Source organism: Kitasatospora sp. GP82 (assembly GCF_029892105.1).
Classification (GTDB): domain Bacteria; phylum Actinomycetota; class Actinomycetes; order Streptomycetales; family Streptomycetaceae; genus Kitasatospora.
This window is the reverse complement of sequence record NZ_JARZAJ010000003.1, coordinates 160,225-182,583: the sequence shown is the minus strand read 5'-3', so window position 1 is coordinate 182,583 and position 22,359 is coordinate 160,225. Positions and strand designations below refer to the sequence as shown.

The window sequence follows — 22,359 nt, the reverse complement described above, 5'->3', positions numbered from 1 at the left end:
TCGTGGATAACAACGGTGGTATCCACGTCTTCACCCAGAAGCCGAACGACCGTGACCTGCTGGAGACCGTCGACCACGACAACGACAACGCCTGGGCCGAGGAGGGCCTCACCAACCAGACCGGCCTGTAACACGCCGGCGCACGCCAAGCACCAACCCCAGCCCCCGGACGCTACCCGACAGCGCCGGGGGCAGTGGTGTCGGCGTGAGCGCCTCTCAGGGGCCTGCGGTCCCCTCGGTCAGGAGCCGCCTCCGCACCCGCCTCCGCAGCCCGAGTGCCCACCCCCTCCGCAGCCCGAGTGCCCACCCCCGCCGCACCCGGAGTGACCGCCGCCGTGGCTGTGTCCGCCCCCGCCGCCGCACGAGAAGCCGAGCTCGCCGCCACCGCTGTCACCGGACGTGTAGGAACTGTGGGAGGACCGCCGACGGGACGCTGCCGACCTGCTCCTGGCCGCCGTCCTGACGACTGTCCTGCTCCTGGTGTCCGAGCCTTCCTTGGCCGTCAGAAGATCGTGCCCGTTCGGCAGCGCGGACAGCCCGCGCAGTGCGACGGCGCCGAGCCGCGCGGCCCCCGCTTCGTCGACACCCGCGTCGCTGTGGGGCCGCCAGGGACTCTCCTTGAGGGCCAGGGCGAGATACTGCTTGGCCGCCGGTGTCGCGGTGGCGCCGCCGGGCCACATACGGCGTTTGATGATGAATCCCGACCCGGTCAGGACCGCGAACGCGGTGATCGGCCATACGACCTGCTGTTCCTGCCAGAGGACCCATCCAACGGCGAGCCCGCCGAGGACGAGGGCCGCCACCAGTGCACTCTCCACCCGATAGACGGCCTGGATCAACGCATAGCGCAGGCTCGAATCCAGGGCCAGCCCGTGCCGGACGAGTCCGGTGCGGACATCGCGGGCGGCCTTGCCCGCCGATGCTTCCCGGATCAGTTCCAGCAGATCGCGCTGCCAGGTCGTGCCCGCGGCCAGCAGGATCGACATCTCGACGGGGTCGCGTGCCTTCTTGGTTGTGATCGTGACCTTGCCGGACCGGGCGGCTATCAGCCGCCCGGTCTCGTGCATGCCCACGATCGCGACCTCGACCACCCGGCGTTCGGAACCGGTGAGGCACGCCACGTCGTACAGAGCCGGCGCCGAAGTCTTCGGGGCACCCAGATCGGCCGCGCCGAGCATCCGCCGGCGGGCGGCCCGCGCGCGGAGCAGGGTTGTGCCCACGAGCAGACAGGCGATGACGAGTGCAACGATCCACACGGAGGCCCCCCGGGTCTCGGCCGCCAGGACCGTTTCGTCCCGGGCTCTCTGATGTTCAGTCAGATCATTCTCGGGCCGGTCCGGACCCCGTTGCAATACGTCGGCCCGCCCACTGCCGGCCCTGTCGGGACTACCAGGCGGCTTCCCGGTAGTCCTTGAGGAAGACCCCGGCCAGTGGTGCGCCCGCCTCGCCGCGCACGATCGGGTCGTACACGCGGGCGGCGCCGTCCACGACGTCGAGCGGGGTGCGGAAGCCGTGGGCGGCCATCCGGGACTTCTTCGGGGCCGGGTTCTCGTCGGTGATCCAGCCGGTGTCCACGGCGCACATGTGGACGCCCTGTCCGGCGAGTTCGGCCGCGCTGGTGCGGGTGAGCATATTGAGGGCGGCCTTGGCCATGTTGGTGTGCGGGTGGCTTGCGGTCTTGTTGCGGACGGCGAAGCGGCCCTCGACGGCCGTCACGTTGACGACGTAGCGCCTGGCATGCGGCGAGGCGAGCAGCAGGGGGAGCAGCCGGTCGCAGAGCAGCGCCGGGGCAAGGGAGTTGACCAGCTGGGTCTCCAGCAGCTCGGCCGGATCGAGCTCGCCGAGCCGGGCCGACCAGGAGTTGGTGGGCGCGGCGTCCGGCAGCAGTCCGGCTTCGTCGGCCACCCGGGCCATCTCCCCGGCCGGGCCGGCGTCCCGCGACGTGGTGGCTTCGAGCTCGGCGGCCGGCCAGGCGGCGGTCAGCGCGGGCATCAGGCGGAAACCGGGAGCGTGCAGCACGGCTGCGCCGGAGGGGGGTCGAGCGTCCTGCTCGCCCGCTATCAGCAGGGCATACGCCTCGGGCGGGCGGCGCAGGGTCTGGGCCGCGTTGTTGACCAGAATGTCGAGCGGTCTGCCCTCGGCGCGCAACTGATCGCAGAGGCCGATGACCTGACGGGGGTCGCGCAGATCTATGCCGACCACGGTGAGCCGGTTCAGCCACTTCTCGCTGCCCGGAGCGGCCCGGAAGCGGCGTACGGTGTCCTGCGGGAAACGGCTGGTGACGATCAGCTCCACGCCGTCCCTGAGCATCATCAGCGCCAGCCGGAAGCCGATCTTCACGCGTCCGCCGGTGAGCAGCGCGCGGCGTCCGTGCAGGTCGGTGGAGAGGTCGCGTCGGGAGGCGTTGTCGGCGGCGCAGCCCGGGCAGAGCAGGTGGTAGAAGGCGTCCACCTGACGGTATGTCGACTTGCAGACATAGCAGCGGCGCGGACGGTGCAGCTCGCCGAGCGGGGCTTGGGGAATTCCGGCTGCCGACGGAGCCGACGGAGCCGACGGAGCCGACGGAGCCGACGGAGCCGACGGAGCCGACGGAGCCGGTGACGGGGGCGGGGCGAGCGGTGCGTCCTCGCGGCGGTCCGGTGCGCCGGTGACGGTTGCGCGGAGCAGGGCGGCGTCGGCGGCAGCCCGGTTCCCACGCTCGACCTGTCGCCTTCGGTGCCGGCCCTCGCGGACGAAGGACTCGGCGAGTCTCTCGGCGTGCAGCCGGGTCGGGTGGTCGGCGGGCAGCCGTCGCAGTCGGCCGACCGTCCGCGCGTACGCGGCGAGTTCCTCGTCCGACATCTCGGGCACCTGGGGCATGCCCGATGGCGCGTCCTGCTGCAACTGGTCACCCCCGTCGTGGCGTTGGCCCCGGCCGGAGTCGGACCAGGCGGGTGTGCCGGGAGTCGGCAGGGTGACTGCCTGGGTGACTGCCTGTGTGCTGCGGGACCTGAGAGGCCACCCGGGACCGGATTCGAACCGGTGTGTTCCACGATGCCATCGTGGCGCGTCTGCCTCTGCGCTACGCCGGGTGACGCTGTGCATGGTAGCGGTAGGGCCGGTGGGCGGGCGAGGCCGGGGGCGGGCTGCCCCGGGCAACCGGCCTGGGCGGCAGGCATATGCGCATGCATCAAAGCGCCCCGAGATGCTAGCTTCGGTGCCGCGGTGACATCGAACGGGCGAACGGGCGAACGAGTGAGCGGGGGCATGCGGTGGACTTCGGAGCGATAGTCGGAATCGCGGTGGTGGCACTGGGAATGGTGCTCACCCCTGGGCCGAACATGATCTATCTGGTATCGCGCTCGGTGACCCAGGGGCGCCGGGCCGGGATGATCTCGCTGGCCGGCGTCGGGCTGGGTTTCCTGGTCTATCTGGTCGCGGCGACGGCCGGGATCGCGACGGTGTTCGCACTTGTGCCGGAGATCTATCTGGCGATCAAGATGGCCGGTGCCGGTTACCTGCTCTGGCTGGCCTGGAAGGCCGTCCGCCCGGGCGGCAGCTCCGCGTTCACGCCCCGAGAGCTCGACGTCGACCCGCCCGGGAAGCTCTTTCTGATGGGCCTGCTCACCTGTCTGCTCAACCCGAAGATCGCGATCCTGTACGTCTCGCTGCTGCCGCAGTTCGTGAGCCCGCAGCACGGCCATGTCGCCCTTCAGAGCCTGCTGCTGGGGCTGACCCAGATCGCGGTCGGGCTGGCCGGGAACGCCTTCTTCGTGATCACGGCGGGCTCGGTCTCCGCCTTCTTCGTCCGCCGCCCGCTCTGGCAGCGGATCCACCGCTACGCCATGGGCACCGCGCTGGCGGGTTTCGCCCTGAAGATCGCCGCCGACCGTTCGCAGGCGGCGCTGGCGGCGCCCTGACGGGTCGGCGGGGATCCGCCGGACAGGGCCTGTCCGGCGGATCCCCGGATGGTCCTGTGAGCCGAGGCAGTGCATGGCTGCCGTTCGGGGGAGATCCGCAGGACAGACCCTGGTTGACGGGCCGCCGGCCCGAGGTGTCGGCCGCCGCAGGCGTCAGCCGGTGTACTTGGCGAAGATCTTCGAGAACTCGTACGGCGTCTGCGGGATGTTGGTGCACTTGAAGAGCGCACCCGTGCAGGCGGCGGCGTCCCGGGTCATCTCCCAGAAGGCCAGCTCGCCGAGGTGGTGCTGCTGGGCGAAGCTCACCAACTGCTGGGCGGCGGCCTGGTTGTAGATGTTGTGGTCGTCGTTCTCGCCGAGCATCGGGGTGACAGCGGTCATCGCCCAGAGCTGGGCGTCGGTCCTGGCCGGGTAGAGCGCCTTGATCTGGTCGTGGGTGGACTGCGCGGCCTGGACGGCGGCGTCACCGTAGTCGGTGCTCGGCCGGTTGTAGTCCATCGCCATCACATTGACCAGGTCGAGGTCGACCCCGGCGTCGCGGGCGGAGCGGACGACGGCGACCCCGTCGGCGGTCAGGCCCTCGGGCAGCACGGGGAGGGTCAGCGAGACCTTCAGGCCGGGGTGGGCCTGCTGGAGCCTGGCGAGCGCGGCCGAACGCCGGTCGTTGGCGGCCGTGTCGACCACCGCCGTGCCCTCGATGTCGAAGTCCACGTACTTCAGGTTGTACGCCTTCACCACGGCGTCGTACTCGGCGAAGAGCGAGTCCACCGTCGAGCATGCCTGGGCGAGTTCGGCGCCGGAGGCACCGCCGAACGAGACCTTGACGTCACCGCCGGTCGCGCGGATGGCGTCGATCTGGTCCTTGGCCCAGCCGGAGCGCGGGTCGTAGGCGTTGAACCAGGACGCCTTGCAGCCGTTGGGCGCGGTGATGAACGCCATGGTGAAGGACTTGAGGTTGCCGGCAGCGGCCATGTCCTTGAGTGACGGGGTCGGCCAGGCCCCCATGTCCACGTAAGGGGCCACCGGCACCGCGACGTTCGGGGGCGGCGGCGTCTGCGTCTGGCTGGAGCTCGGGGACGGCGTCGGCGAGCCGCCGGTGGGCGGCGGGGTGGTCGGGGGAGTGGTGCCGGGGCCGCCGAGCACCAGGTCGTCCGCGAGGTAGGAGCCCTGGCCGTACCAGCCGTGCAGATAGACCGTGACGCTGGTGGTGTTCGCCCCGGTGGTGAAGCTGGTGCTGAGCTGCTGCCAGGAGTTGCCGCCGGGTGTCCAGACGGCCGGGTCGGTGACGCCGGAACCGGTGGCGCCGAGGTAGACGTACTGCCCCTGGACCCAGGCGCTCAGCGAGTACGCGGTGTTCGGCTGAACGCTGACGGTCTGACTGCACTGGGCGGTGTCACTGGCACTCGCGGCACCCTGGAGCGCGTACGAGCCGCTGTGGGCACCGGTGTTGACGACCGAACCGGTCCCCGCCGAACAGCTCCACGGTCCGAGCGAACCGCTCTCGAATCCCGGGTTGGCGAGCAGATTGCCGTCCGCCGCACTGGCGTTGACGGCCAGGGTGGTGAGAGCACCGGCCGCGAGCGCGGCGGCGCAGCCGATCGGGAGCAGCTTCGCCCGACGCGGGCGCCGACTGGGCGCGGCAGACGGGTGGTTGAGCGCGCGTGGCATGTGGGGCTGCCTTTCGGGACGTGCCGGGAGCACCGGGCGCGGGGCGGGGGCGCCGGTGGCTGGCTGTGGGGTGGTCCTGAAGACGGCGGGTGGGGCCCGCCATGACTTCAAAATGGACTAGACCAACTGTGCTCGTCAAGCGATCGCGTCAGATTTCGGATTGCTCCCGCGGCCTTCCGGCGGGTGCCCGCCCTCCGGGGGGCTGTGGGCGAGGTGCGGCGAAGGCCGTGCGGTGGTGCTGCGGCAGGCGCGGCTGATCGACCGGGTATTGCGGCGCCCGTGCCAGGTTCGGGCAACTTGACAGACTCACCCGCTCTCTCACGGGGGTCACCTGTAGGTGCGGTGCGGCCGCTCCGGGTGTTACCACACGGCCGTGACCTGCATGCCTTTACGAATTCGACGGCTGCGGGCCTCCCCTGCGCGGCCGATGGGCGGTGTTCGCTGCTCCGGGAATGGGTTGACCGGGTCATGGCCCCCAACTAGCGTCCTCCTCGTAATCGAAATACCGGAAACGCCGATGGAAAGCATCGTGAGGGGCCGGCCGAGTTCGGCTCGCAGGTCCGTACCAGGTTATTCGAATTGTTCTCCGACCTGACTCGCGAAGAATTCACCGAAATGGCGTACGCCGGAAATCCGCTACCAGAAGAGAGCTGGACCATGACCATCACCGAGATCGCCGAGGTCGCCGTCAACCCCGCCTACGTCACGCGGCTGGCGGCCCAGGAACTGCTGGCGAAGGGCAACACCCCGGGCGAGTACGTCGACGTCCGGAAGGTCGCCGAGATCGACCGGATCGTGGCCGGCAACAAGGACTCGATCACCGGCGCGCTCGGCGCCGCGAAGAAGCAGTACTCCGCGGAGCACTACGCACGGACGACCGGGCTCGTACCCGCCGAGCTCGTCACCGCGCTGCGTGCGGAGGCCCGGAAGCTGGCCGACCTGAACACCCGCCGGATCGACATCACCGTCCCGGTCACCGGAAACACGCCGCGACGCCTCGGCAGCCTGCCGAACTCGCTGTTCCAGGAGCACAGCGAGCTCTTCACGGCCCTGTACAACTCCGCCGAGTTCCGCGCGCTGCTCACCTCCGTGGTCGGGACGCCGATCCTGGACGCCACCTTCGAGGACGAGAAGATCACCGGCACCCACCAGAACCGCGCCGGTGACACCCACGGGTGGCACTGGGGTGACCACGAGTTCGCGTGGATCTTCATCGCCGAGGCGCCCTCGATCGAGCACGGTGGAATGCTCCAGTCGGTTCCGCACACCCCGTGGGACAAGGAGAACCCCGCCGTCCACGAGAAGCTGGCCGAGGGTGCGATCCGCACCTACTACCACGGCGCGGGCGAGTCGTACATCTTCAAGACCGACACCAGCCTGCACCGCACCGTGCCGATCCAGACCGAGGGTGTCGAGCGCATCATCATCAACCTGACGTTCGCAAGCCTCAAGGACTGGCTCGAGGAGAAGTCCTACGAGACCACCAACGCCGTCTACACCGACTGACGAGGCCTGCCATGACGAAAATCCTGTTCGCAAAAGAAAGCGACTGCGAAGAGAATCCCGGCGGGCACGACCTCAGGGCGACACTGGTTCCGCAGGATGTCCGAGCCTATATCGCAAACGGGTTCGACGTAGTCATCCAGCGCGGTCTCGGCGAAGGTATCGGTTATATCGACACCCAATACGAGATGGAGGGTGCGACGGTAGAGCCGTACCCGTCCTGCTATGCCGGAAAAGACTTGGTGGTGAAGCTGAAGGGGCCGTCCGCGTCCGAGATCGCACAGCTTTCACCCGGGACCACGATGTTCTCCATGGGGCACCTCTACTGCTTTCCGGAGCGGAAGCGGTTGTTGGAGCAGAAGAACGTCCGACTCATCGCCATGGAGTCCGTGACGCTGCCTCAGGAGCCGTCGGAGCAGTACCTGGCCGGAATTCGTGCCGGCGGGCGGGTGGACCACAGGGCTCTCGGGCCGAGCCCGCTCGTCCGTATCGAGGACTCCGCCGACCAGGACTACGTCAACGGCCTGCTGAGGGCCTTGATGCGGTACGGGCGCAGCCCGCTGCACGTCGAGTACGCCAAGGCCGGCGCCGTGCAGCACAGCAGCGGTGACGGCTCGTCGGACGTCCGCGTCACCCGGTTCGGAAGCGTCCTGCGCGCCACCGACGGTGCGCTGGTCGATCTCGGTGCCGACTCGGCGACGGGACACGACGGCGACGGCATCCTGCTGGCGGAGGAACTGGGAAAGCCCACCAGGGCGATCGGGCAGATCCGCGAGGTGGGCATCGGCGGGGCGAAGTACGGCCTGGACCTGTACCGGAAGCTGCACGGGCGCCGTGAGCCCAAGGCCGTCGTGCTGGGCTACGGGAACTGTTCCATGGGTGCCTTCGAGCACCTGAGGAACGAGTCGGTGGAGTTCACCCTGCTGGGCCGTCCGCAGACCGCCCCGGCCGAGCTCCCGCAGTGGCTGCGCTCCGCCCGGCTCATCATCAACGGCGCGGAGACCCCCGGTCAGACCGACTACATCATCACCAACGCCAACGCCGAGCAGGACATCGAACCCGGGTCCGTCGTCATCGACCTCATCGGTGGCTCGCCCTACCGGCGCTCGCCGGTGGAACCGTTCCAGTGGACGACGTTCCTCCCCGAGATCCACTTCGAGTCGGACGGCCGCTACTTCGCCGGCCTGTGGGGCTGGGACATGTACTACTCGATGCACGACACCGCCAAGGAGTACAGCAGGCGGATCAAGAACGTCCTGGCCCAGAGCGGGCGTTACGCCAAGTCGCTCGACGACTTCGTCGCCGACTACGCCTATGCGCAGCAGTTGGGGGCGTGATGGGCACCGGAATCGCCCTGTGCCGGCACCCCCTGACCCAGTTCGCGTACACGAGCATCGCCGAGAGCCTCGACATGTGGCTGCTGTGCCACGAGACCAAGAGCCAGGTACGGAGCACCTCCGGCGGCGTCAGCCCGGAGCGGATCTCGGTGTACGAGAACTACGACGTCAACAACCTCGTCGAGTACGACGCGGCACGGATCGTCGAGTCCACGGACTGCAGGGGGATCATCGCCCTCTCCGAGGTGGACATGCTGCGGGCCGCGCAACTGCGCAGCAGGTACGGGATACCGGGGCTGAAGTCCGAGACGGCGCTGCTCTTCCGTGACAAGGTCCTGATGAAGGAGCGGCTGCGAGCGGCGGGAATCCGCGTCCCGCGGTTCACGACGGTCGACACCGGCCTCGATGTGCGCAGCGCCGCCGCCGAGTTCGGGTTCCCGTTCGTCGTCAAGCCGAGGATGGGCGGCGGCTCGGTGGGCGCGCAGGTCGTCCGCGACGAGTCCGGCCTGCAGGAACTGCTGCGGGCCGGCCTGCGGGCCAACTTCTACACCCCCGCGCACCTGGAGGCGGAGGAGTTCGTAGCGGGCGATCTCTACCATGTGGACGGTCTCGTCCTGGACGGACGGGTGCATCTGCACACCGTCAGCAGGTACGGATCCGACATCCTGGAGTTCTCGACTCCCGTGTCGACCAGGATGATCGGTCAGGAGTCCGCACAGGCCCGCAGGATGAGCGAGTTCACCACTGCCGTGCTGCGGGAGCTGGGGCTGCTCGTCGAGGGTGTCCACAGCTACTTCCACTGCGAGGTGTTCGACTCGCCGGACGGCCTGGTGCTGTGCGAGGTGGCCGCTCGGCCCGGCGGGCTCGGGATCGTCGACCAGGTGGACGCGTACTTCGGCGTCAACACCTTCGAGCTGCTGCTGGCGGCCACGTTCGGCGGCCCTGTCCCGGCGCCCGCCGTCACCGAGCCCGGCCGTGACCTGGTGGGGTGGATCGGCGTCCCCACGGCGTGCGACCCCGGCGTTGTGAAGTCGATCATCCCCGAGGCCAGCTGGGTCGGCGAACGGATGCTGCGCAGATCGGCGCAGGCGGGGCAGCAGATCTCCTCGGTCGACCTCGACGGCTTCGTACTGGTCCGAAGCGGCTCGGAGTCGGAGCTCGACGCGATGATGAGCGACGCCGTCTCCCGTTTCGCGACGGCGGTGGCCCGATGACACAGGAAACGGTACTGGTTCTCACCCCGTTCGACCTGAGCGCCATCCCACTGGTGCAGTGGCTGTCGGACCGCTTCCGGGTCGTACTGATCGCCTCCAGGAACGCGACGAACCAGCTGAACTACCCGAGTTTCCTGGAGAGCGTCGGCAGCGTCGAGGAGTGGCGGTGGGTCGAGAACCTCTACGACGACTACGCCACCGTCGAACAGGCGCAGGCCTGGCACGAGAGGTTCGGCATCCGGCACGTCGTGTGCCTGGACGAGAAGGGCCTCATCTTCGCCGCCCAACTCCGCGAGCTGCTCGGCGTCGAGACCGGTCAGCGACTGGACTCGGCTCTGGCCTACCGGATCAAGCCCCGGATGTACCAGGCGGTCATGGGCAGCGTCCCGGTGCCGGAGTTCGTGGTGGCCGCATCGTCCTTCGAGGTGATGACCGCCATCCGCGACCTGGAACTGCCCCTGGTCGTCAAGCCGGTGGACGGTGCCGGATCGACCAACACCTTCGTCCTGCGGGACCGGGCCGACGCCGACCGCTGGCTGAGGGAGCATCAGGTGACCTTCGCGGCACCGGTGCTGGTGCAGAGGTTCGTCGACGGCGACATGTTCCATGTCGACGGCCTCACCAAGGCGAACGAGGTGTACGGCGTCACGGTCTCCAAATACGGTGGAAGCACTCTGGGTTACCAGGACTCCCGGGCGCTGACGTCGACCATGGTCGAGGCGGGCTCGGAGGTCTTCGAGCTGCTGACGGACAGCGTCGAGCGCGTCGTCAGGGCGCTGCCGGACACGGGAGGAAGTGCGTTCCACGCCGAGTTCTTCGTGACGGACGACGGCCGGGTGTACTTCTGCGAGGTGGCGAGCCGCGGCGGCGGAGCCGGCGTCGGCCCCTGCTACGAGCTGGCAACCGGTGTGGATCTCTTCGAGGCGCACGCACTCCTGCAGTGCGGTCTGGAGGAGGAGGTGCTGGCACGGCTCGGGGAGCTCGACGGCGCCAGGCGGTTCGGGTGGTACCTGGAGACCGCCCCGAAGGGCAAGCTGCTCGCCCTGCCCGCCCGGTGCGACCTGGCCGGAGTCGTCCGCTACGACGTGCTCGGAAGGATGGGCCAGTCCTACGACGGCCCCAAGTCGAGCGTGGACGCCATCCAGCGGTTCATCGTCGAGACCCCCGACGAGCGCACTGCCACGAAGACCTTCGACGAGATCGGTGAGTGGTGCTCGATGAACCGCCTGGTCGCCGAGAACGGCCCGGTCGGCTGAGAGGCGAGCCGAATCCGCCGCACCCCGCCGGCGGATCCGAGGTCGGACAGCGGCACCGCTCCCGCTGCGGGGATCACAGCGGATATCCGGGAGCGGTGCCCACCGTTCGGAACTGAACCGAATCGCATCCGAGCACAAGGAAGGCATGCGGTATGACGCAGACTCTTCAGAGGCAGACCGTCGAGCGACGACGACGAGCAGCGGTGCCCTACTACAGCGCCGCCATCGCGATCCGAACGGCCGACGCGGGTTCGGCGGCCGCGATCGTCCTGCTGGTCCTGAGCACCGCGAACTCCGCTCACCCGGACACCGCCGAGTACGCGGCGGTCCTGGCGGCCTGCAGCACGATTCCCCATATGCTGGGCCCCCTGTCGGCGCGGGTGATGTCCCTGGTTCCCTCCCCCAAGGCCGCGCTCTGCGGCGCCTTCGCGCTCTATGCCGTCCTCTTCTTCGCCGCGGGTGTCCTCATCCGGCAGGGAAGCCTGCTGCCCGCGGCCGTCGCCCTCGTGGTGTCGGGGTTCCTCGGACCGCTCTTCACCGGTGGTCTGAGCAGTCACCTCGGCTCACTCGTCTCCGAGAAGCAGTCCGTCCAGCGCCGGGCCCAGTCCGCCGACTCGCTGACCTACGCGATCAGCAACAGCGCGGGGAACTCGCTGGTCGGAGCCATCGCCGCGGCGGTCTCACCACTGGCGACCGTCTTCGTCCTGTGCGCTCTGGCCGCCGTGGCGGCCGTATCCGTCGCCTTCCTGCCGCTGGAGCGCGCGGCAAGCGCCGCGAGGCAGCGGGCGTCCATCAAGAACGTGCTGCTCGCGATGGGAAGGATCAAACCCCTCCGGGACATCACCATCATCACCTACGGCAACGCCGTGGGACTGGGAAGTCTCATCGTGCTGGCGACGACCTTCGCGCGCAGTGCGGGTCTGTCCGCCTCCGTCGGACCGATCCTCATCGCCGTCATGGGGCTGGGCTCCCTCGCCACGGCCGTCTACTTCATCTTCCGCCCCCTGGCGTTCGATGTGATGGCGACGGCCAAGTGGTGTGCGGTCGTCAGCGGAATATTCATCATCGTGCCTGCGGTGTCCGACGTGTGGCTGACGGGTCTCGCCTTCCTGGTGGTGGGCGGCTGTCAGTCGGTCCTGAACACCGCCGCCTTCGCCGTGCGGCGGGAGGCATCCCCCGAGGAGCTTCGGGCGTCCGTGTTCGTGACGATGGCGGGCCTCAAGATCGCCCTGGCCTCGCTCGGACTCGCCCTGGCCGGCCTGGTCCCCGTGGACAAGGTCCAGTACGGGTTCGTCCTCGCGGGGTTGGCCAGCCTGGTGGCCGGGGTGATCCCGCAGAAGGCGAAGCCGGCTGCTCCGCCTCGCTGGATCCCGATCCGACAGCAGGGAAGGACCCGATGACCGCGAACGGGTCACGCGTGATCAGGGTGAACGGCGGCGAACCCCAGAACGGGCTGGTGCCGACGAACACCATCGAGGGTTACGGCAACCGCATCGTCGACCTGCTGTTCACCGGTCTGTACGACTACGGAGTCGACGGCGGGCTCCGCCCCGCCATGGTCGATACGCTCCGCACGGAGGACAACAGGAACTACACGATCACCATCCGGAAGGATTGGACCTTCACGGACGGAACGCCGGTCACGGCGAGCAGCTATGTCGACGCCTGGAACTTCGGGGCGCTGTCCACCAACGGCCAGTTGCAGCGGAGCTTCTTCTCACCGATCGAGGGCTACGACGCCGTGGCGGCCGAGACCCCCCGGGCGCGGACCATGTCCGGCCTGAAGGTCGAGGACGACCACACCTTCACCGTCAGGCTCAAGCAGGCGAACATCGACTTCATGCTCAGCCTGGGCTTCACCCCGTTCAAGCCGCTGCCGCGGGTCTTCTTCGAGGCCGGCGTCCGGAAGTTCGGCGAGCACCCGGTCGGCAACGGCCCCTACCGGCTGGCCGGCGAAGCGGCCTGGCAGCACGACGTGCAGCTCGACCTGGTGCCCAACGCCGACTACAGGGGCCCCGACAGGCCGCGGAACGACGGGATCTCGGTCGTCTTCTACCGCAGCCTCGAAGACGCCTACCGGGACTTGCTGGCCGGCCGTCTCGACGTCCTCGACAGCGTCCCGGACAGTGAACTGACCTCCTACCACCGCGACCTGGGCAACCGGGCGATCGACCAGCCGATCGCCCTCAACAAGGCCCTCGCCATCCCGTACGACCTGCCGAACTTCGGCGGTGCGGAGGGCAGGCTGCGCCGCGCGGCGATCTCCAGGGCCATCGACCGGCCGTACATCACCGAGCAGGTGTTCCATTCGACCAAGCGGCCCGCGGTGGACTTCACGGCGCGGACCCTGCCGGGGTTCGACGCGGACCTGCCGGGGAACGACGTGCTCCGGTTCGACGCCGCCGTGGCGAAGTCCCTGTGGGCCGAGGCCGAAGCGATCGCGCCGTGGCGCGGTCCGTTCGAGATCACCTACAACGAGGACGGCGGCCACGACCTGTGGATCGACGCCTTGGCCGAGCAGGTCGGCGGCACTCTGGGGATCGAGGTGACCACCACGACCTTCCCCACTTTCAAGCAGGTTCGCGACGGCATCGCGAACAGGACGATCACATCGGCATTCCGCACCGGCTGGAGGGGCGACTACCCTTCGCTGATCGGATTCCTGGAGCCCCTCTTCGCCAAGGGCGCAGGTGCCAACGAAGTCGGCTACCACAGCACGCAGTTCGAGGCGAGGCTGGCTGAAGCCAAGCAGGCCGTGGACGTAGAAACGTCGCACCGGCTGACCAAGGCGGCCCAGGCCGTCCTGCTGCGGGACCTGCCGGTGATCCCACTGTGGGACTACATCAACGCCGGCGGCCGGGGCAGGGGGGTGTCGGTGCAGTTCAAGTGGAATGGCCTGCCCGACTACCCGAACATCACCAAGAGTTGACACACCGATCCCCAAAGAAGCCGAACCACGACCACCTCTTCGGGGGAAAGCCATGGCCCACAAATCCGCTCTCATCCTCGCCGACCTCGCGCTCATCCTCGTGGTCGGAGCACTCCTGAAACCGCTGCTGCGCCGACTGCGGCAGCCTGCGGTGATCGCCGAGATCCTCGCGGGTATCGCGCTGGGGCCCAGCCTCCTCGGGCTGCTTCCCTGGCACCTCCCGGATCGGCTGTTCCCGCAGGAGGCGCGCGCGGACCTGTCCGCCGTCGCCCAGGTGGGCATCCTGCTCTTCATGTTCCTCATCGGCTGGGAGGCTGACCTGGGACAGATCCGCACCAGGCGCACGGAGGTACTGGGAGTCTCGCTCTCGGCGATCACGGTTCCCTTCGGCGTCGGCGCCGTACTGGCGACCTGGCTCTTCACCCACCACGACCTCGTCGGGCAGCACCACATCTCCCGGACGGCGTTCGTGCTCTTCGTGGGCACCGCCATGGCGATCACCGCATTCCCGGTACTCGCCCGCATCATCGTCGACCACAACCTCCAGACGACGACGGTGGGAGTCCTGGCACTGGCGAGCGCCGCCGTCGGTGACCTCCTCGCCTGGTGCATGCTCGCGTTCGTATCGGTGGTGGCGGCATCGGCAGGCACCGGCCAACTGGTCTCGGTACTCGGCTACTCCCTCCTGTTCGCCGCGGTGCTCGCCTTCGTCGTACGTCCCCTCCTGCGGGTTCTGACCGCCCGGATGACGCGCAACGGCACCGTCTCCCCGTACCTCCTGCCGCTCATCGCGGCAGGGGTCTTCGCCGCGGGCTACACGACGAACCGGATCGGTCTCGACGCGATCTTCGGTGCGTTCGCCTTCGGGCTGATCACGCCGCGCGGTCCCAAAGAGCTCCTGTACGCCCGGGTGGCCGTACCGGTCAAGCACGTCACCGACCTGCTGATGCCGGTCTTCTTCATCACGACCGGCCTCTCCGTCGACGTCACCAGACTCGGCGGCACCGGCCTGGTGGAGCTGGTGGCCATCGTGGCCGTCGCCTGCTTCGGGAAACTGGCCGGGACGGTCGGGGCCGCACGTGTGTCGGGCATGTCCTGGCGCGACTCGTCGCTCCTGGGCTTCCTGATGAACACGCGCGGACTCACGGAACTCATCATTCTCAACGCCGGTATGAGCCTGGGCGTACTCGACACCCAGATGTTCACCATGATGGTGTGCATGGCCATCATCACCACCGGCATGGCCGGGTTCGTTCTTCCCCGCCAGGGCGTGCAACGTGCCGATCCGGGAGCCCCCGCTCTCCACGACCGGACCGTGGCGTCGGACGAGCAGGTCGCCGTCCCCGAGGTGATGAAGACGGAGCGACCGGTCGGTGCGGGCAAGCCGGACGCGGTCGTCAGCCGATAGCGTGATCGGAATCCAGGAGGAAGGCGTAGGAGAGCATGCGGGCGGCATCCGGCAAGACCACAGACCGTGACTTCCTCCAACGGGAGTTCGAGGCCCTCGGAGTGCACCAGGGCATGATCGTGATGGTGCATTCGTCCCTGTCGGCCTTCGGCAGGGTGGAGGGCGGAGCGCAGACCGTGGTGGGCGCACTCCGGCGCTGTGTCGGCGAGTCCGGGACGATCGTCGTGCCGGCCTACACCGGCCAGGTCGCCGACCCCTGCCCGCGGTCACGCGAGTTCGACGACCCGGAGGTGACGGCCGCCCGCCGGGGTGTGCCGGTGTTCCACGACGCGCTCCCGACCGCGATGGGGGCGATCCCCAACGCCGTCCTGGCCGATCCCGACCGGTTGCGCAGCAGTCACCCGCAAGCCTCCGTCGCGGCCCTGGGCGCCGGCGCACGGGAGATCACCGGCCATCAGCCCCTGGCGTACGCGCTCGGGACGGGATCGCCCTTCGAGAAGATGTACGAGCTGGGCGGGCACATCCTGCTGCTGGGTGTCGGCCACAACCGCAACTCCTTCCTCCACCACGCCGAGTCGCTGATCCCCAACCACCGGAAGAAGCTGCGACGCTTTCCCTATCTGGTCGAACGGCAACGGCTCTGGGTGGAGGCGGTCGACGTCGGGGATGACAACGACACCTACTTCCCGCGCATCGGCGAGGAGTTCGGCGAGAGCGGCCTGATCCGGAGCCGTACGATCGGATCGGCACGCTGCCTGCTCATGGAGAGCGTTCCGTTCATCGACTACGCGAAGGTGCGGCTGGAGGAGCTGCTGGCCGAGGCCGCGTCCCGGTAGCGGGCCGACCGGGCATCATTTCCAGGCCCGGTGGGTGCCGGTGGCCGGGCGAGGGGCGCCGCCCAGCATGTGCCGGTCGGCTCACCGGCCGTCGGCTGCCCGAAGGACGGCGGCGGCCAGACGGTCGTTCTCCGGCGAGCCGCCGCTCGGCGGGAAGGCGAAACGGCGACGGGTGTAGGCGTACGCGACGCCGCTGCGCGGGTCGGCGAAGGCCTGCGAGCCGGAGGCTCCGGCATGACCGAAGGCGTCCGGGCCGAGGAAGGGGTAGCGCACGCCCTGCATCTCGAAGCCGAGGCCGAAGTGGTCCTGCGCGGTGACGACCAGGTCGGGGCCCTTGGTGTGCAGGTGGGCGAACTCGGCGATGGTCTCGGGCCGCAGCAGCGGGGCCCGGCCGTCCAGCTCGCTGATGGCCGCCGCGTACATCGCCGCCACACCGCGCGCGTTCGCCACACCGCCCGCCGAGGCCTGGCCGAGGGCCCGCACCGCACGGGAGTTGGCGAACTCCACCAGGTCGGTCGGCGGGGTGGCGTTGAGGTTGAAGGCGACCGTGCGCAGAGCGTTCGGGGTCGCCCTGCTCGCCTCGAACTCGGCGAGCTGCTCCGGGGTGGGCAGCGCCGGCTGGACGTCCAGATAGCGCGGTTCGAGCGCCTCGGGCAGGCCGAGGTAGAAGTCCAGGCCGTACGGGGCCCTGATCCGCTGCTCGAACCACTCCTGGATCGACCGCCCGGTCGCGCGCCGGACCACCTCACCGGTGAGGGCGCCGATCACCAGGCCGTGGTAGCCGTAGGCCGTCCCCGGCTCCCAGTACGGCCGCCGGCCCGCCAGCCGTTCGGCGAGCAGGCGGTCGTCGGCCAGTTCCTCCGGGCTGAACCCGCCCTCCACGCCGATCACCCCGGAGCGGTGCGCGAGGAGCTCCCGCAGGGTGAGGGCCCCCTTGCCCTCGGCTGCGAACTCAGGCCAGTAGTGGGAGACCTCGCGGTCCAGGTCGAGAACGCCGTCCTGGACGAGCAGGGCGACGACCAGGTGTGCCGCGCCCTTGGTGACGGAGAAGACGCCGGTCAGGGAATCGCCTGCCAGACCGTCCCCGGCCCACAGATCGACCACCTGGCGTCCGTGCAGATATGCCGCGAGCTGGGCGCCCGGCTGGTGAAGCTCCTCGGCGAGTACGGCGGAGAACTCCTCCCGCACCCCCTCGAAGCCCTCCGCGACCGTCCCCCGCACGCTGACCCCGTTCGACATCTTCACTCCTATGGTGATCATTTGATACTCACCGGGGTCCAACCGGCCGACAGACCGTCACATTCCCTGCGGTGAAGGGATTCCACTGTCCGGCTGTCGGCGCGGTCCGGCATGCTGTCTCGTACGTACAAGGAGGAGGAAGAGGCATGCGCAAGAGGACATTGGGCAGTACGGGGCCGGAGGTCGGCGCGATCGGGCTCGGCTGCATGGGGATGACCTGGGCGTACGACCCGAACGGCCGCAACGACGAGGTGTCGGCCGATGTGGTGCGCTCGGCGCTGGACCTCGGGGTCACGCTGATCGACACCTCGGACATCTACGGTCCTTACGACAACGAGGAGTTGGTCGGACACGCGCTGGCCGGGCCGTACCGTGAGCGGGCGGTGCTGGCCACCAAGGTGGGCCTGGTGCCGGGGGTGGACGGGGCCCTGGTGGCCAACAACGGCCGGCCGCAGCACGTGCGGCAGGCGATCGACGACAGCCTGCGCCGCCTCGGTACCGACTACGTGGATCTGTACCAGCTGCACCGGGTGGATCCGGCCGTGCCGATCGAGGAGACCTGGGGTGCGCTGGCCGAGGTCGTCGCGGCGGGCAAGGCCCGGCGGATCGGCCTGTCCGAGGTGACGGTCGAGCAGATCAAGCGCGCCCAGGCGGTGCACCCGGTGGCCTCCGTGCAGAACGAGCTCTCGCTCTGGACGCGGGATTCGCTCGCCGAGGTGCTCCCGTACACCGAGGAGCAGGGCATCGCCTTCCTGCCGTTCTCGCCGCTCGGCCGGGGCTTCCTGACCGGCCGGATCTCCTCCACGGGCGACCTGCCTGCCGACGACTGGCGGTCGACGCTGCCGCGGTTCCAGGCGGAGGCGCTGGCGGCCAACCTTGCGCTGGTGGCGAAGGTCAAGGAGATCGCCGCCCGGGTCGGGGCCAGCCCGGCACAGGTGGCTCTCGCCTGGCTGCTGGCGCAGGGCCGCTACGTGGTGCCGATCCCGGGCACCAAGACGCCCAAGTACCTGGCGGACAACGCGGCTTCGGCGGAGATCGTACTGAGTGCCGAGGACTTGGCGGAGCTGGACGCCCTGCCCGCGCCGGTCGGCGGCAGGTACTAGGCGCATCAAACCACGGATCGACACCGCATCTGGTCCGCTCTGCTACGCCTCGAAGACCCCACCGCGTCCGTGTATCACGTCGAAGGCCGCGCCATCACGGTTTGACGACCTTTCGAACTCCTGCCCCCAGGCCTTGGTAGAGGTCCAATCCGCCCGGGGCGGGCCCGACATGAAAACGGCGGGCCGCCCAGGGGGATGGCAGGGCGTCAGCCGACGGGGCGTTCCTTGATCCAGATCAGTCTGCGTCCGGTCTCGGCCGGGGCGGTGGGCTCGAACTCCACCACCCGGTCGAGCCGGTAGCCGAGCTTGCGCGGGACGGCGGCGCTGGCCCGGTTGCCCGCGTCGCAGTGGATCTCCACCCGGGTGATGCGCGGCAGGGCGAGCGCGGCGTCGGACAGGGCCTCGGCGGCGGCGGTCGCCAGGCCCCGGCCGCAGTGATCGGCGGCGACCCAGTAGCCGATCTCCAGTGCACCCGCACCGATCCGCCCGTGCAGGCCGAACGCACCGATCACACTGCCCGGTCGGGCATCCGGGCCGAGCAGGTACATGAAGTCGGTGCCCGCCTCCCACGCTTCCACACCGGCCTGGGTCATCTCCCGGGTGTGGTCGAGGCTGGGCTCCGAGTCGGCCCACGCCATCCACGGCCTCAGGTGGTCGAGGTTGGCGATCACCGCCGCGTTCAGCCCCGGGGCGTCGGACGGCGCGCGGCGGCGCAGCGAGATCCCGCCCGCCAGCGGGAGCAGTTCGGGTGGGCGCTCGTCGGTGACGGCGAGGGCCTGGTGGGTGGGTTGGCTCATGACCGGATTATCGCCGCCGAGAACCGCTCCGAACAGCCGTTTTCTCGGGACACGTCAGGCTGGCAGGAGCTTTTGGGAGCGCGTTCGGGCGGCCCGCGCCGCAGCGCCGGCTGCGCCGTGGCGCCGGGTCTCGGGCCGGGTCTCGGGCCGGGCCTCAGAGCCGGACGAGGACGTCGTCCAGGCCCTTGCGGTGGAGGTCCGGCACGCGGGCGGCCTCGGCCGGGTAGCCGACCGGGATGACGTACGCGGCGCGTTCCTCGCTCGGCCGGTCGCACACCTCGTTGACGGGGACGGGGACCGAGCGTCGCGCCTACGGGCCTTCGTGATCCCGCCGCAGGCCGACGCCGGCTAGGTGGGGGAGGCCGGCCCGGGCCCGTCCTACCTTGACGCGGGCTCTGGTGGTCCTGAGAACGACTTCACCAACCGCAACACCACCTTCATGACCTGGAACCTTCTCCACCTGGCCCGGATGCTCAAGGACGCCGGTGGCATCCCCGCCCATGGCAACCAGCGGTCGGAATGGGATGCAGGCTGCCGCTTCGACTTCGAGAACCCCGAACACCGCTAGAAGGAAATGTCTGCGTAGAAACTGGAGTTGTGGCTCGGATCTCAAGCTGCGGTCGGCTCCGCTTCCAAGTGCCGGGGGCCGTCCCGGCATCGTCGAGGTCGCGCGGATCCGGCGGAGCGCCCGCGTCTTCGTCGGGCGGTGAGGACGGCGCCACGTCGGTTCGGTGTCACTCGGGGTTCCTGGACTGCGCGCGGGCGCACGGTTCCGCGCCGGATCACCGCGCTCAGGAGAGCACGGATGAGACGACTGACCGAGCGAGATGCGCGATGTCACCGTGCCAGCGGCTGAACGGCACGAGGCAAGGTAGAGCACGGTGCATCGTCCCTGCGGGGCCCACATCGGTTTTGCGCTGCCGTTGAGACCATGCGCACCGCACAATGCAGGTCAGGGTCGCTCCCGACCTGCACTGTGCTCACCGGCTCAGATCGAGACCTGGGCGCCCATGATGACGCAGCGGTCGCTGGGGAGCCCGAAGTACGCGACGGGGCTGCTCGTGTTGTTGGCGATGGTCAGGAAGAGCTTCTTGCGCCAGCGTCGCATGCCCGGCGCGTCGGTCCTGATGATCGTCATCCGGGACAGGAAGTAGGACACATCGTCCACCTGCAGCCCATGGATCTGGCCCGCGTCCGGGTGCTGCGAGGCAAGCCGTAGGACCTGCGGGATGTTCGGCTCGTCCATGAAGCCGAAGCGCGCGGTGAGGTGCGTGATGCCGTCGTCGCTGTGGCCGAGGTCGTCGAAGACGCAGCGCTCCGCCTCGGGGACGTGCGGCACCCGTTCCACCACGGCGGAGAGGATGACCACGTTCTTGTGCAGGGTGTGGTTGTGCTCGACGTTGGCGCGCAGTGCCAGCGGGGTGGTCTCGACGTTGGCGTTGAGGAACACCGCGGTGCCGTCGACCCGGTGGACGGGCGGGTCCATCGCGTCGACCTCGTCGACGAACGCACGCAGCGGGCCCTCCAGGGCCGTCCGGTTCGGGGTGACGATCTGCCGTCCCCGCTGCCAGGTGATGAGGAGCGTGAAGACCGAGAACGCGACCAGCAGCGGCAGCCAGCCGCCGTGCACGACCTTGGTGAGGTTCGCCGCGAAGAACGCGATCTCGCTGGTCAGGAAGATGGCGGCGCCGAGCACGATCATCCAGATCGGCTTGCCCATCATGATGCGGGCCACGGCCAGGAAGAGCACGGTGTTGAGCACGAAGGTGGCGGTGACCGCCACGCCGTACGCGGAGGCGAGCGCGGCGGACGAGCCGCAACCCAGCACCAGGGTCACGACCGCGCCGAACAGACCCCAGTTGATCATCGGCGCGTAGACCTGGCCGACCTCGTGCTCCGAGGTGTGCCGGATCGTCATGTGGGGTAGGACGCCGAGCTGCACCGCCTGGCGGGTGACGCTGAACGCACCGGAGATGACCGCCTGCGAGGCGATGACGGTGGCGACGGTCGCCAGGATCACCATCGGGAACTGCGACCAGCCGGGCATCAGGAGGAAGAACGGGTTCGCGATCGCCGACGGCGAGCGCAGGATCAGCGAGCCCTGGCCGAGGTAGTTGAGCGTCAGCGTCGGGAAGACCAGGAAGAACCAGGCACGGTGGATCGGCGCTCGGCCGAAATGGCCCATGTCCGCGTAGAGCGCTTCGGCACCGGTCACGGCAAGCACCACCGAGGCCAGCGCGACGAACGCGATCATCCCGTGGCCCACCATGAACTGCAGGCCGTACACCGGTGACAGTGCCTTGAGGATCGTGGGGTGGCTTGCCACCTCGACCGCGCCGGCTGCGCCGATGATGACGAACCAGACTGTCATGATCGGGCCGAACAGGTTGCCGACCAGATTGGTGCCGTAGCGCTGGAGCGCGAAGAGCAGCAGCAGCACCGCGATCGTCACCGGGATCACGAAGTCGCTCAGACCCGGTGCCGAGACCTTCAGCCCCTCGACCGCCGACAGCACCGAGATCGCCGGCGTGATCATCCCGTCGCCGTAGAACAGCGACGCGCCGAAGATCCCGAGCGCCACCAGGATCACCTTGGTGCGCACCGACTTGAAGGACAGCTTCTGGACGAGGGCGGTCAGCGCCATGATGCCGCCCTCGCCGCCGTTGTCGGCGCGCAGGATGAACGTCACATACTTGACCGAGACGATCAGGGTGATCGCCCAGAACACCAGCGAGATGACCCCGTACACCTGGTCCGGAGTCGTCCCGACCGCGCCGTTGTCGGCGGTGAAGACGGTCTGGATCGCATACAGCGGACTGGTGCCGATGTCACCGAAGACAACGCCCAGCGCGCCGAGGGTCAGGGCTGCCATGCCGGGGCGAAAGCGGTGGGGCCTGTTGCCGTCGGGCGCGCCACCGGGTTCGGGGGCAGTGGGACTGTCAGGCGCGCTCTTGGCGAGTTCTATACGCATAATGAGCGACGATGATACGCACGGCACGATCGGCGACCGAGCCTCGGCGCCCCCAGAACACAGCAGGAGCCGGTCGCCTTGAGACGGCTGTCGGACGTGGCGGAGACACCCGTCGACGCCGCTGGGACGCACGTCAGCTGCTAGGGGGCCAGTCGTCCCTTAGCGGTTGTGCCTCCCGGGCGACGTCGGGACGCCGGGG

General features: G+C 69.1%; 17 protein-coding genes, 1 tRNA gene and 2 pseudogenes. 12 read left to right on the top strand and 8 right to left on the bottom strand.

Features of this window, described 5'->3' with window-relative positions; genetic code table 11:
- Positions 1-2: 2 nt before the first annotated feature.
- The gene (locus P3T39_RS04195; RefSeq protein WP_280695930.1) at positions 3-131 is read left to right on the top strand and encodes a hypothetical protein; all 129 of its coding nucleotides are present in this window, start codon (positions 3-5) and stop codon (positions 129-131) included.
- Positions 132-239: 108 nt separating this feature from the next.
- On the opposite strand, the gene P3T39_RS04190 is transcribed toward P3T39_RS04195, so the two are convergent.
- The 3 genes from P3T39_RS04190 to P3T39_RS04180 form a co-directional block, all read right to left on the bottom strand.
- Positions 240-1,256 carry a TIGR04222 domain-containing membrane protein gene (locus tag P3T39_RS04190; protein ID WP_280695928.1) on the bottom strand — a complete coding sequence of 339 codons (1,017 nt, stop codon included), beginning with the start codon at positions 1,254-1,256 and terminating at the stop codon, positions 240-242.
- A 130-nt stretch (positions 1,257-1,386) separates the two neighbouring features.
- Entirely contained in the window at positions 1,387-2,859 is a 1,473-nt protein-coding gene (locus P3T39_RS04185; RefSeq protein WP_280695927.1) for an SDR family NAD(P)-dependent oxidoreductase, read from the bottom strand.
- A gap of 139 nt (positions 2,860-2,998) precedes the next feature.
- Positions 2,999-3,072: transfer RNA gene (locus P3T39_RS04180), tRNA-Ala, on the bottom strand.
- Between the two features lie 224 nt (positions 3,073-3,296).
- Between P3T39_RS04180 and P3T39_RS04175 the strand changes: the two genes are divergently transcribed.
- Positions 3,297-3,899, top strand: coding sequence for a LysE family translocator (locus P3T39_RS04175; RefSeq protein WP_280696086.1), 603 nt, complete (start codon positions 3,297-3,299; stop codon positions 3,897-3,899).
- Between the two features lie 153 nt (positions 3,900-4,052).
- On the opposite strand, the gene P3T39_RS04170 is transcribed toward P3T39_RS04175, so the two are convergent.
- Positions 4,053-5,567 (bottom strand): carbohydrate binding domain-containing protein, encoded by a 1,515-nt coding sequence (locus tag P3T39_RS04170; protein ID WP_280695926.1) that lies wholly within the window; start codon positions 5,565-5,567, stop codon positions 4,053-4,055.
- A 657-nt stretch (positions 5,568-6,224) separates the two neighbouring features.
- Between P3T39_RS04170 and P3T39_RS04165 the strand changes: the two genes are divergently transcribed.
- The 8 genes from P3T39_RS04165 to P3T39_RS04130 all read left to right on the top strand — a co-directional run bounded on the left by P3T39_RS04165 (position 6,225) and on the right by P3T39_RS04130 (position 16,050).
- Positions 6,225-7,073 (top strand): ArpA protein, encoded by an 849-nt coding sequence (locus P3T39_RS04165; protein WP_280695925.1) that lies wholly within the window; start codon positions 6,225-6,227, stop codon positions 7,071-7,073.
- An 11-nt stretch (positions 7,074-7,084) separates the two neighbouring features.
- Complete coding sequence (locus tag P3T39_RS04160; protein WP_280695924.1) at positions 7,085-8,407, top strand: hypothetical protein; 1,323 nt, start codon at positions 7,085-7,087, stop codon at positions 8,405-8,407.
- Positions 8,407-9,621, top strand: a complete 1,215-nt coding sequence (locus P3T39_RS04155) for an ATP-grasp domain-containing protein (RefSeq protein WP_280695922.1) — start codon at positions 8,407-8,409, stop codon at positions 9,619-9,621. The genes P3T39_RS04160 and P3T39_RS04155 overlap by 1 nt, the downstream gene beginning before the upstream one ends.
- Positions 9,618-10,877, top strand: coding sequence for an ATP-grasp domain-containing protein (locus P3T39_RS04150; RefSeq protein WP_280695920.1), 1,260 nt, complete (start codon positions 9,618-9,620; stop codon positions 10,875-10,877). Before P3T39_RS04155 ends, P3T39_RS04150 begins: the two co-directional genes overlap by 4 nt.
- Before the next feature lie 152 nt (positions 10,878-11,029).
- Complete coding sequence (locus P3T39_RS04145) at positions 11,030-12,277, top strand: hypothetical protein (RefSeq protein ID WP_280695919.1); 1,248 nt, start codon at positions 11,030-11,032, stop codon at positions 12,275-12,277.
- Positions 12,274-13,806 carry an ABC transporter substrate-binding protein gene (locus P3T39_RS04140; RefSeq protein ID WP_280695918.1) on the top strand — a complete coding sequence of 511 codons (1,533 nt, stop codon included), beginning with the start codon at positions 12,274-12,276 and terminating at the stop codon, positions 13,804-13,806. Before P3T39_RS04145 ends, P3T39_RS04140 begins: the two co-directional genes overlap by 4 nt.
- 52 nt (positions 13,807-13,858) lie before the next feature.
- Positions 13,859-15,214 carry a cation:proton antiporter gene (locus tag P3T39_RS04135; RefSeq protein ID WP_280695917.1) on the top strand — a complete coding sequence of 452 codons (1,356 nt, stop codon included), beginning with the start codon at positions 13,859-13,861 and terminating at the stop codon, positions 15,212-15,214.
- Positions 15,215-15,249: 35 nt separating this feature from the next.
- Entirely contained in the window at positions 15,250-16,050 is an 801-nt protein-coding gene (locus tag P3T39_RS04130) for an AAC(3) family N-acetyltransferase (protein ID WP_280695915.1), read from the top strand.
- An 81-nt stretch (positions 16,051-16,131) separates the two neighbouring features.
- Here P3T39_RS04130 and P3T39_RS04125 read toward each other — a convergent pair whose 3' ends face one another.
- Complete coding sequence (locus tag P3T39_RS04125; protein ID WP_280695914.1) at positions 16,132-17,289, bottom strand: serine hydrolase domain-containing protein; 1,158 nt, start codon at positions 17,287-17,289, stop codon at positions 16,132-16,134.
- A 146-nt stretch (positions 17,290-17,435) separates the two neighbouring features.
- On the opposite strand from P3T39_RS04125, the gene P3T39_RS04120 reads away from it, so the two are divergent.
- Positions 17,436-18,392, top strand: coding sequence for an aldo/keto reductase (locus P3T39_RS04120; protein WP_280695913.1), 957 nt, complete (start codon positions 17,436-17,438; stop codon positions 18,390-18,392).
- A gap of 206 nt (positions 18,393-18,598) precedes the next feature.
- On the opposite strand, the gene P3T39_RS04115 is transcribed toward P3T39_RS04120, so the two are convergent.
- Both P3T39_RS04115 and P3T39_RS04110 read right to left on the bottom strand, forming a co-directional pair.
- Positions 18,599-19,189, bottom strand: coding sequence for a GNAT family N-acetyltransferase (locus P3T39_RS04115; RefSeq protein WP_280695912.1), 591 nt, complete (start codon positions 19,187-19,189; stop codon positions 18,599-18,601).
- A gap of 154 nt (positions 19,190-19,343) precedes the next feature.
- Positions 19,344-19,475: pseudogene (locus tag P3T39_RS04110) on the bottom strand (nitroreductase family protein); the annotation flags it as partial.
- A 39-nt stretch (positions 19,476-19,514) separates the two neighbouring features.
- On the opposite strand from P3T39_RS04110, the pseudogene P3T39_RS04105 reads away from it, so the two are divergent.
- Positions 19,515-19,757: pseudogene (locus P3T39_RS04105) on the top strand (flavodoxin family protein); the annotation flags it as partial.
- 420 nt (positions 19,758-20,177) lie between these two features.
- Here P3T39_RS04105 and P3T39_RS04100 read toward each other — a convergent pair.
- Entirely contained in the window at positions 20,178-22,061 is a 1,884-nt protein-coding gene (locus tag P3T39_RS04100) for a potassium transporter Kup (protein ID WP_280695911.1), read from the bottom strand.
- Positions 22,062-22,359 lie beyond the last annotated feature (298 nt).

What these genes read in the sequence shown, in the direction of transcription:
- P3T39_RS04160 (WP_280695924.1), top strand. Translation starts at nt 7,085, where the DNA reads ATGACGAAAATCCTGTTCGCAAAAGAAAGCGACTGCGAAGAGAATCCC.
- P3T39_RS04135 (WP_280695917.1), top strand. Translation starts at nt 13,859, where the DNA reads ATGGCCCACAAATCCGCTCTCATCCTCGCCGACCTCGCGCTCATCCTC.
- P3T39_RS04140 (WP_280695918.1), top strand. Translation starts at nt 12,274, where the DNA reads ATGACCGCGAACGGGTCACGCGTGATCAGGGTGAACGGCGGCGAACCC.
- P3T39_RS04175 (WP_280696086.1), top strand. Translation starts at nt 3,297, where the DNA reads ATGGTGCTCACCCCTGGGCCGAACATGATCTATCTGGTATCGCGCTCG.
- P3T39_RS04125 (WP_280695914.1), bottom strand. Translation starts at nt 17,289, where the DNA reads ATGTCGAACGGGGTCAGCGTGCGGGGGACGGTCGCGGAGGGCTTCGAG.
- P3T39_RS04165 (WP_280695925.1), top strand. Translation starts at nt 6,225, where the DNA reads ATGACCATCACCGAGATCGCCGAGGTCGCCGTCAACCCCGCCTACGTC.
- P3T39_RS04155 (WP_280695922.1), top strand. Translation starts at nt 8,407, where the DNA reads ATGGGCACCGGAATCGCCCTGTGCCGGCACCCCCTGACCCAGTTCGCG.
- P3T39_RS04120 (WP_280695913.1), top strand. Translation starts at nt 17,436, where the DNA reads ATGCGCAAGAGGACATTGGGCAGTACGGGGCCGGAGGTCGGCGCGATC.
- P3T39_RS04150 (WP_280695920.1), top strand. Translation starts at nt 9,618, where the DNA reads ATGACACAGGAAACGGTACTGGTTCTCACCCCGTTCGACCTGAGCGCC.
- P3T39_RS04170 (WP_280695926.1), bottom strand. Translation starts at nt 5,567, where the DNA reads ATGCCACGCGCGCTCAACCACCCGTCTGCCGCGCCCAGTCGGCGCCCG.
- P3T39_RS04145 (WP_280695919.1), top strand. Translation starts at nt 11,030, where the DNA reads ATGACGCAGACTCTTCAGAGGCAGACCGTCGAGCGACGACGACGAGCA.
- P3T39_RS04185 (WP_280695927.1), bottom strand. Translation starts at nt 2,859, where the DNA reads ATGCCCCAGGTGCCCGAGATGTCGGACGAGGAACTCGCCGCGTACGCG.
- P3T39_RS04130 (WP_280695915.1), top strand. Translation starts at nt 15,250, where the DNA reads ATGCGGGCGGCATCCGGCAAGACCACAGACCGTGACTTCCTCCAACGG.
- P3T39_RS04100 (WP_280695911.1), bottom strand. Translation starts at nt 22,061, where the DNA reads ATGGCAGCCCTGACCCTCGGCGCGCTGGGCGTTGTCTTCGGTGACATC.
- P3T39_RS04115 (WP_280695912.1), bottom strand. Translation starts at nt 19,189, where the DNA reads ATGAGCCAACCCACCCACCAGGCCCTCGCCGTCACCGACGAGCGCCCA.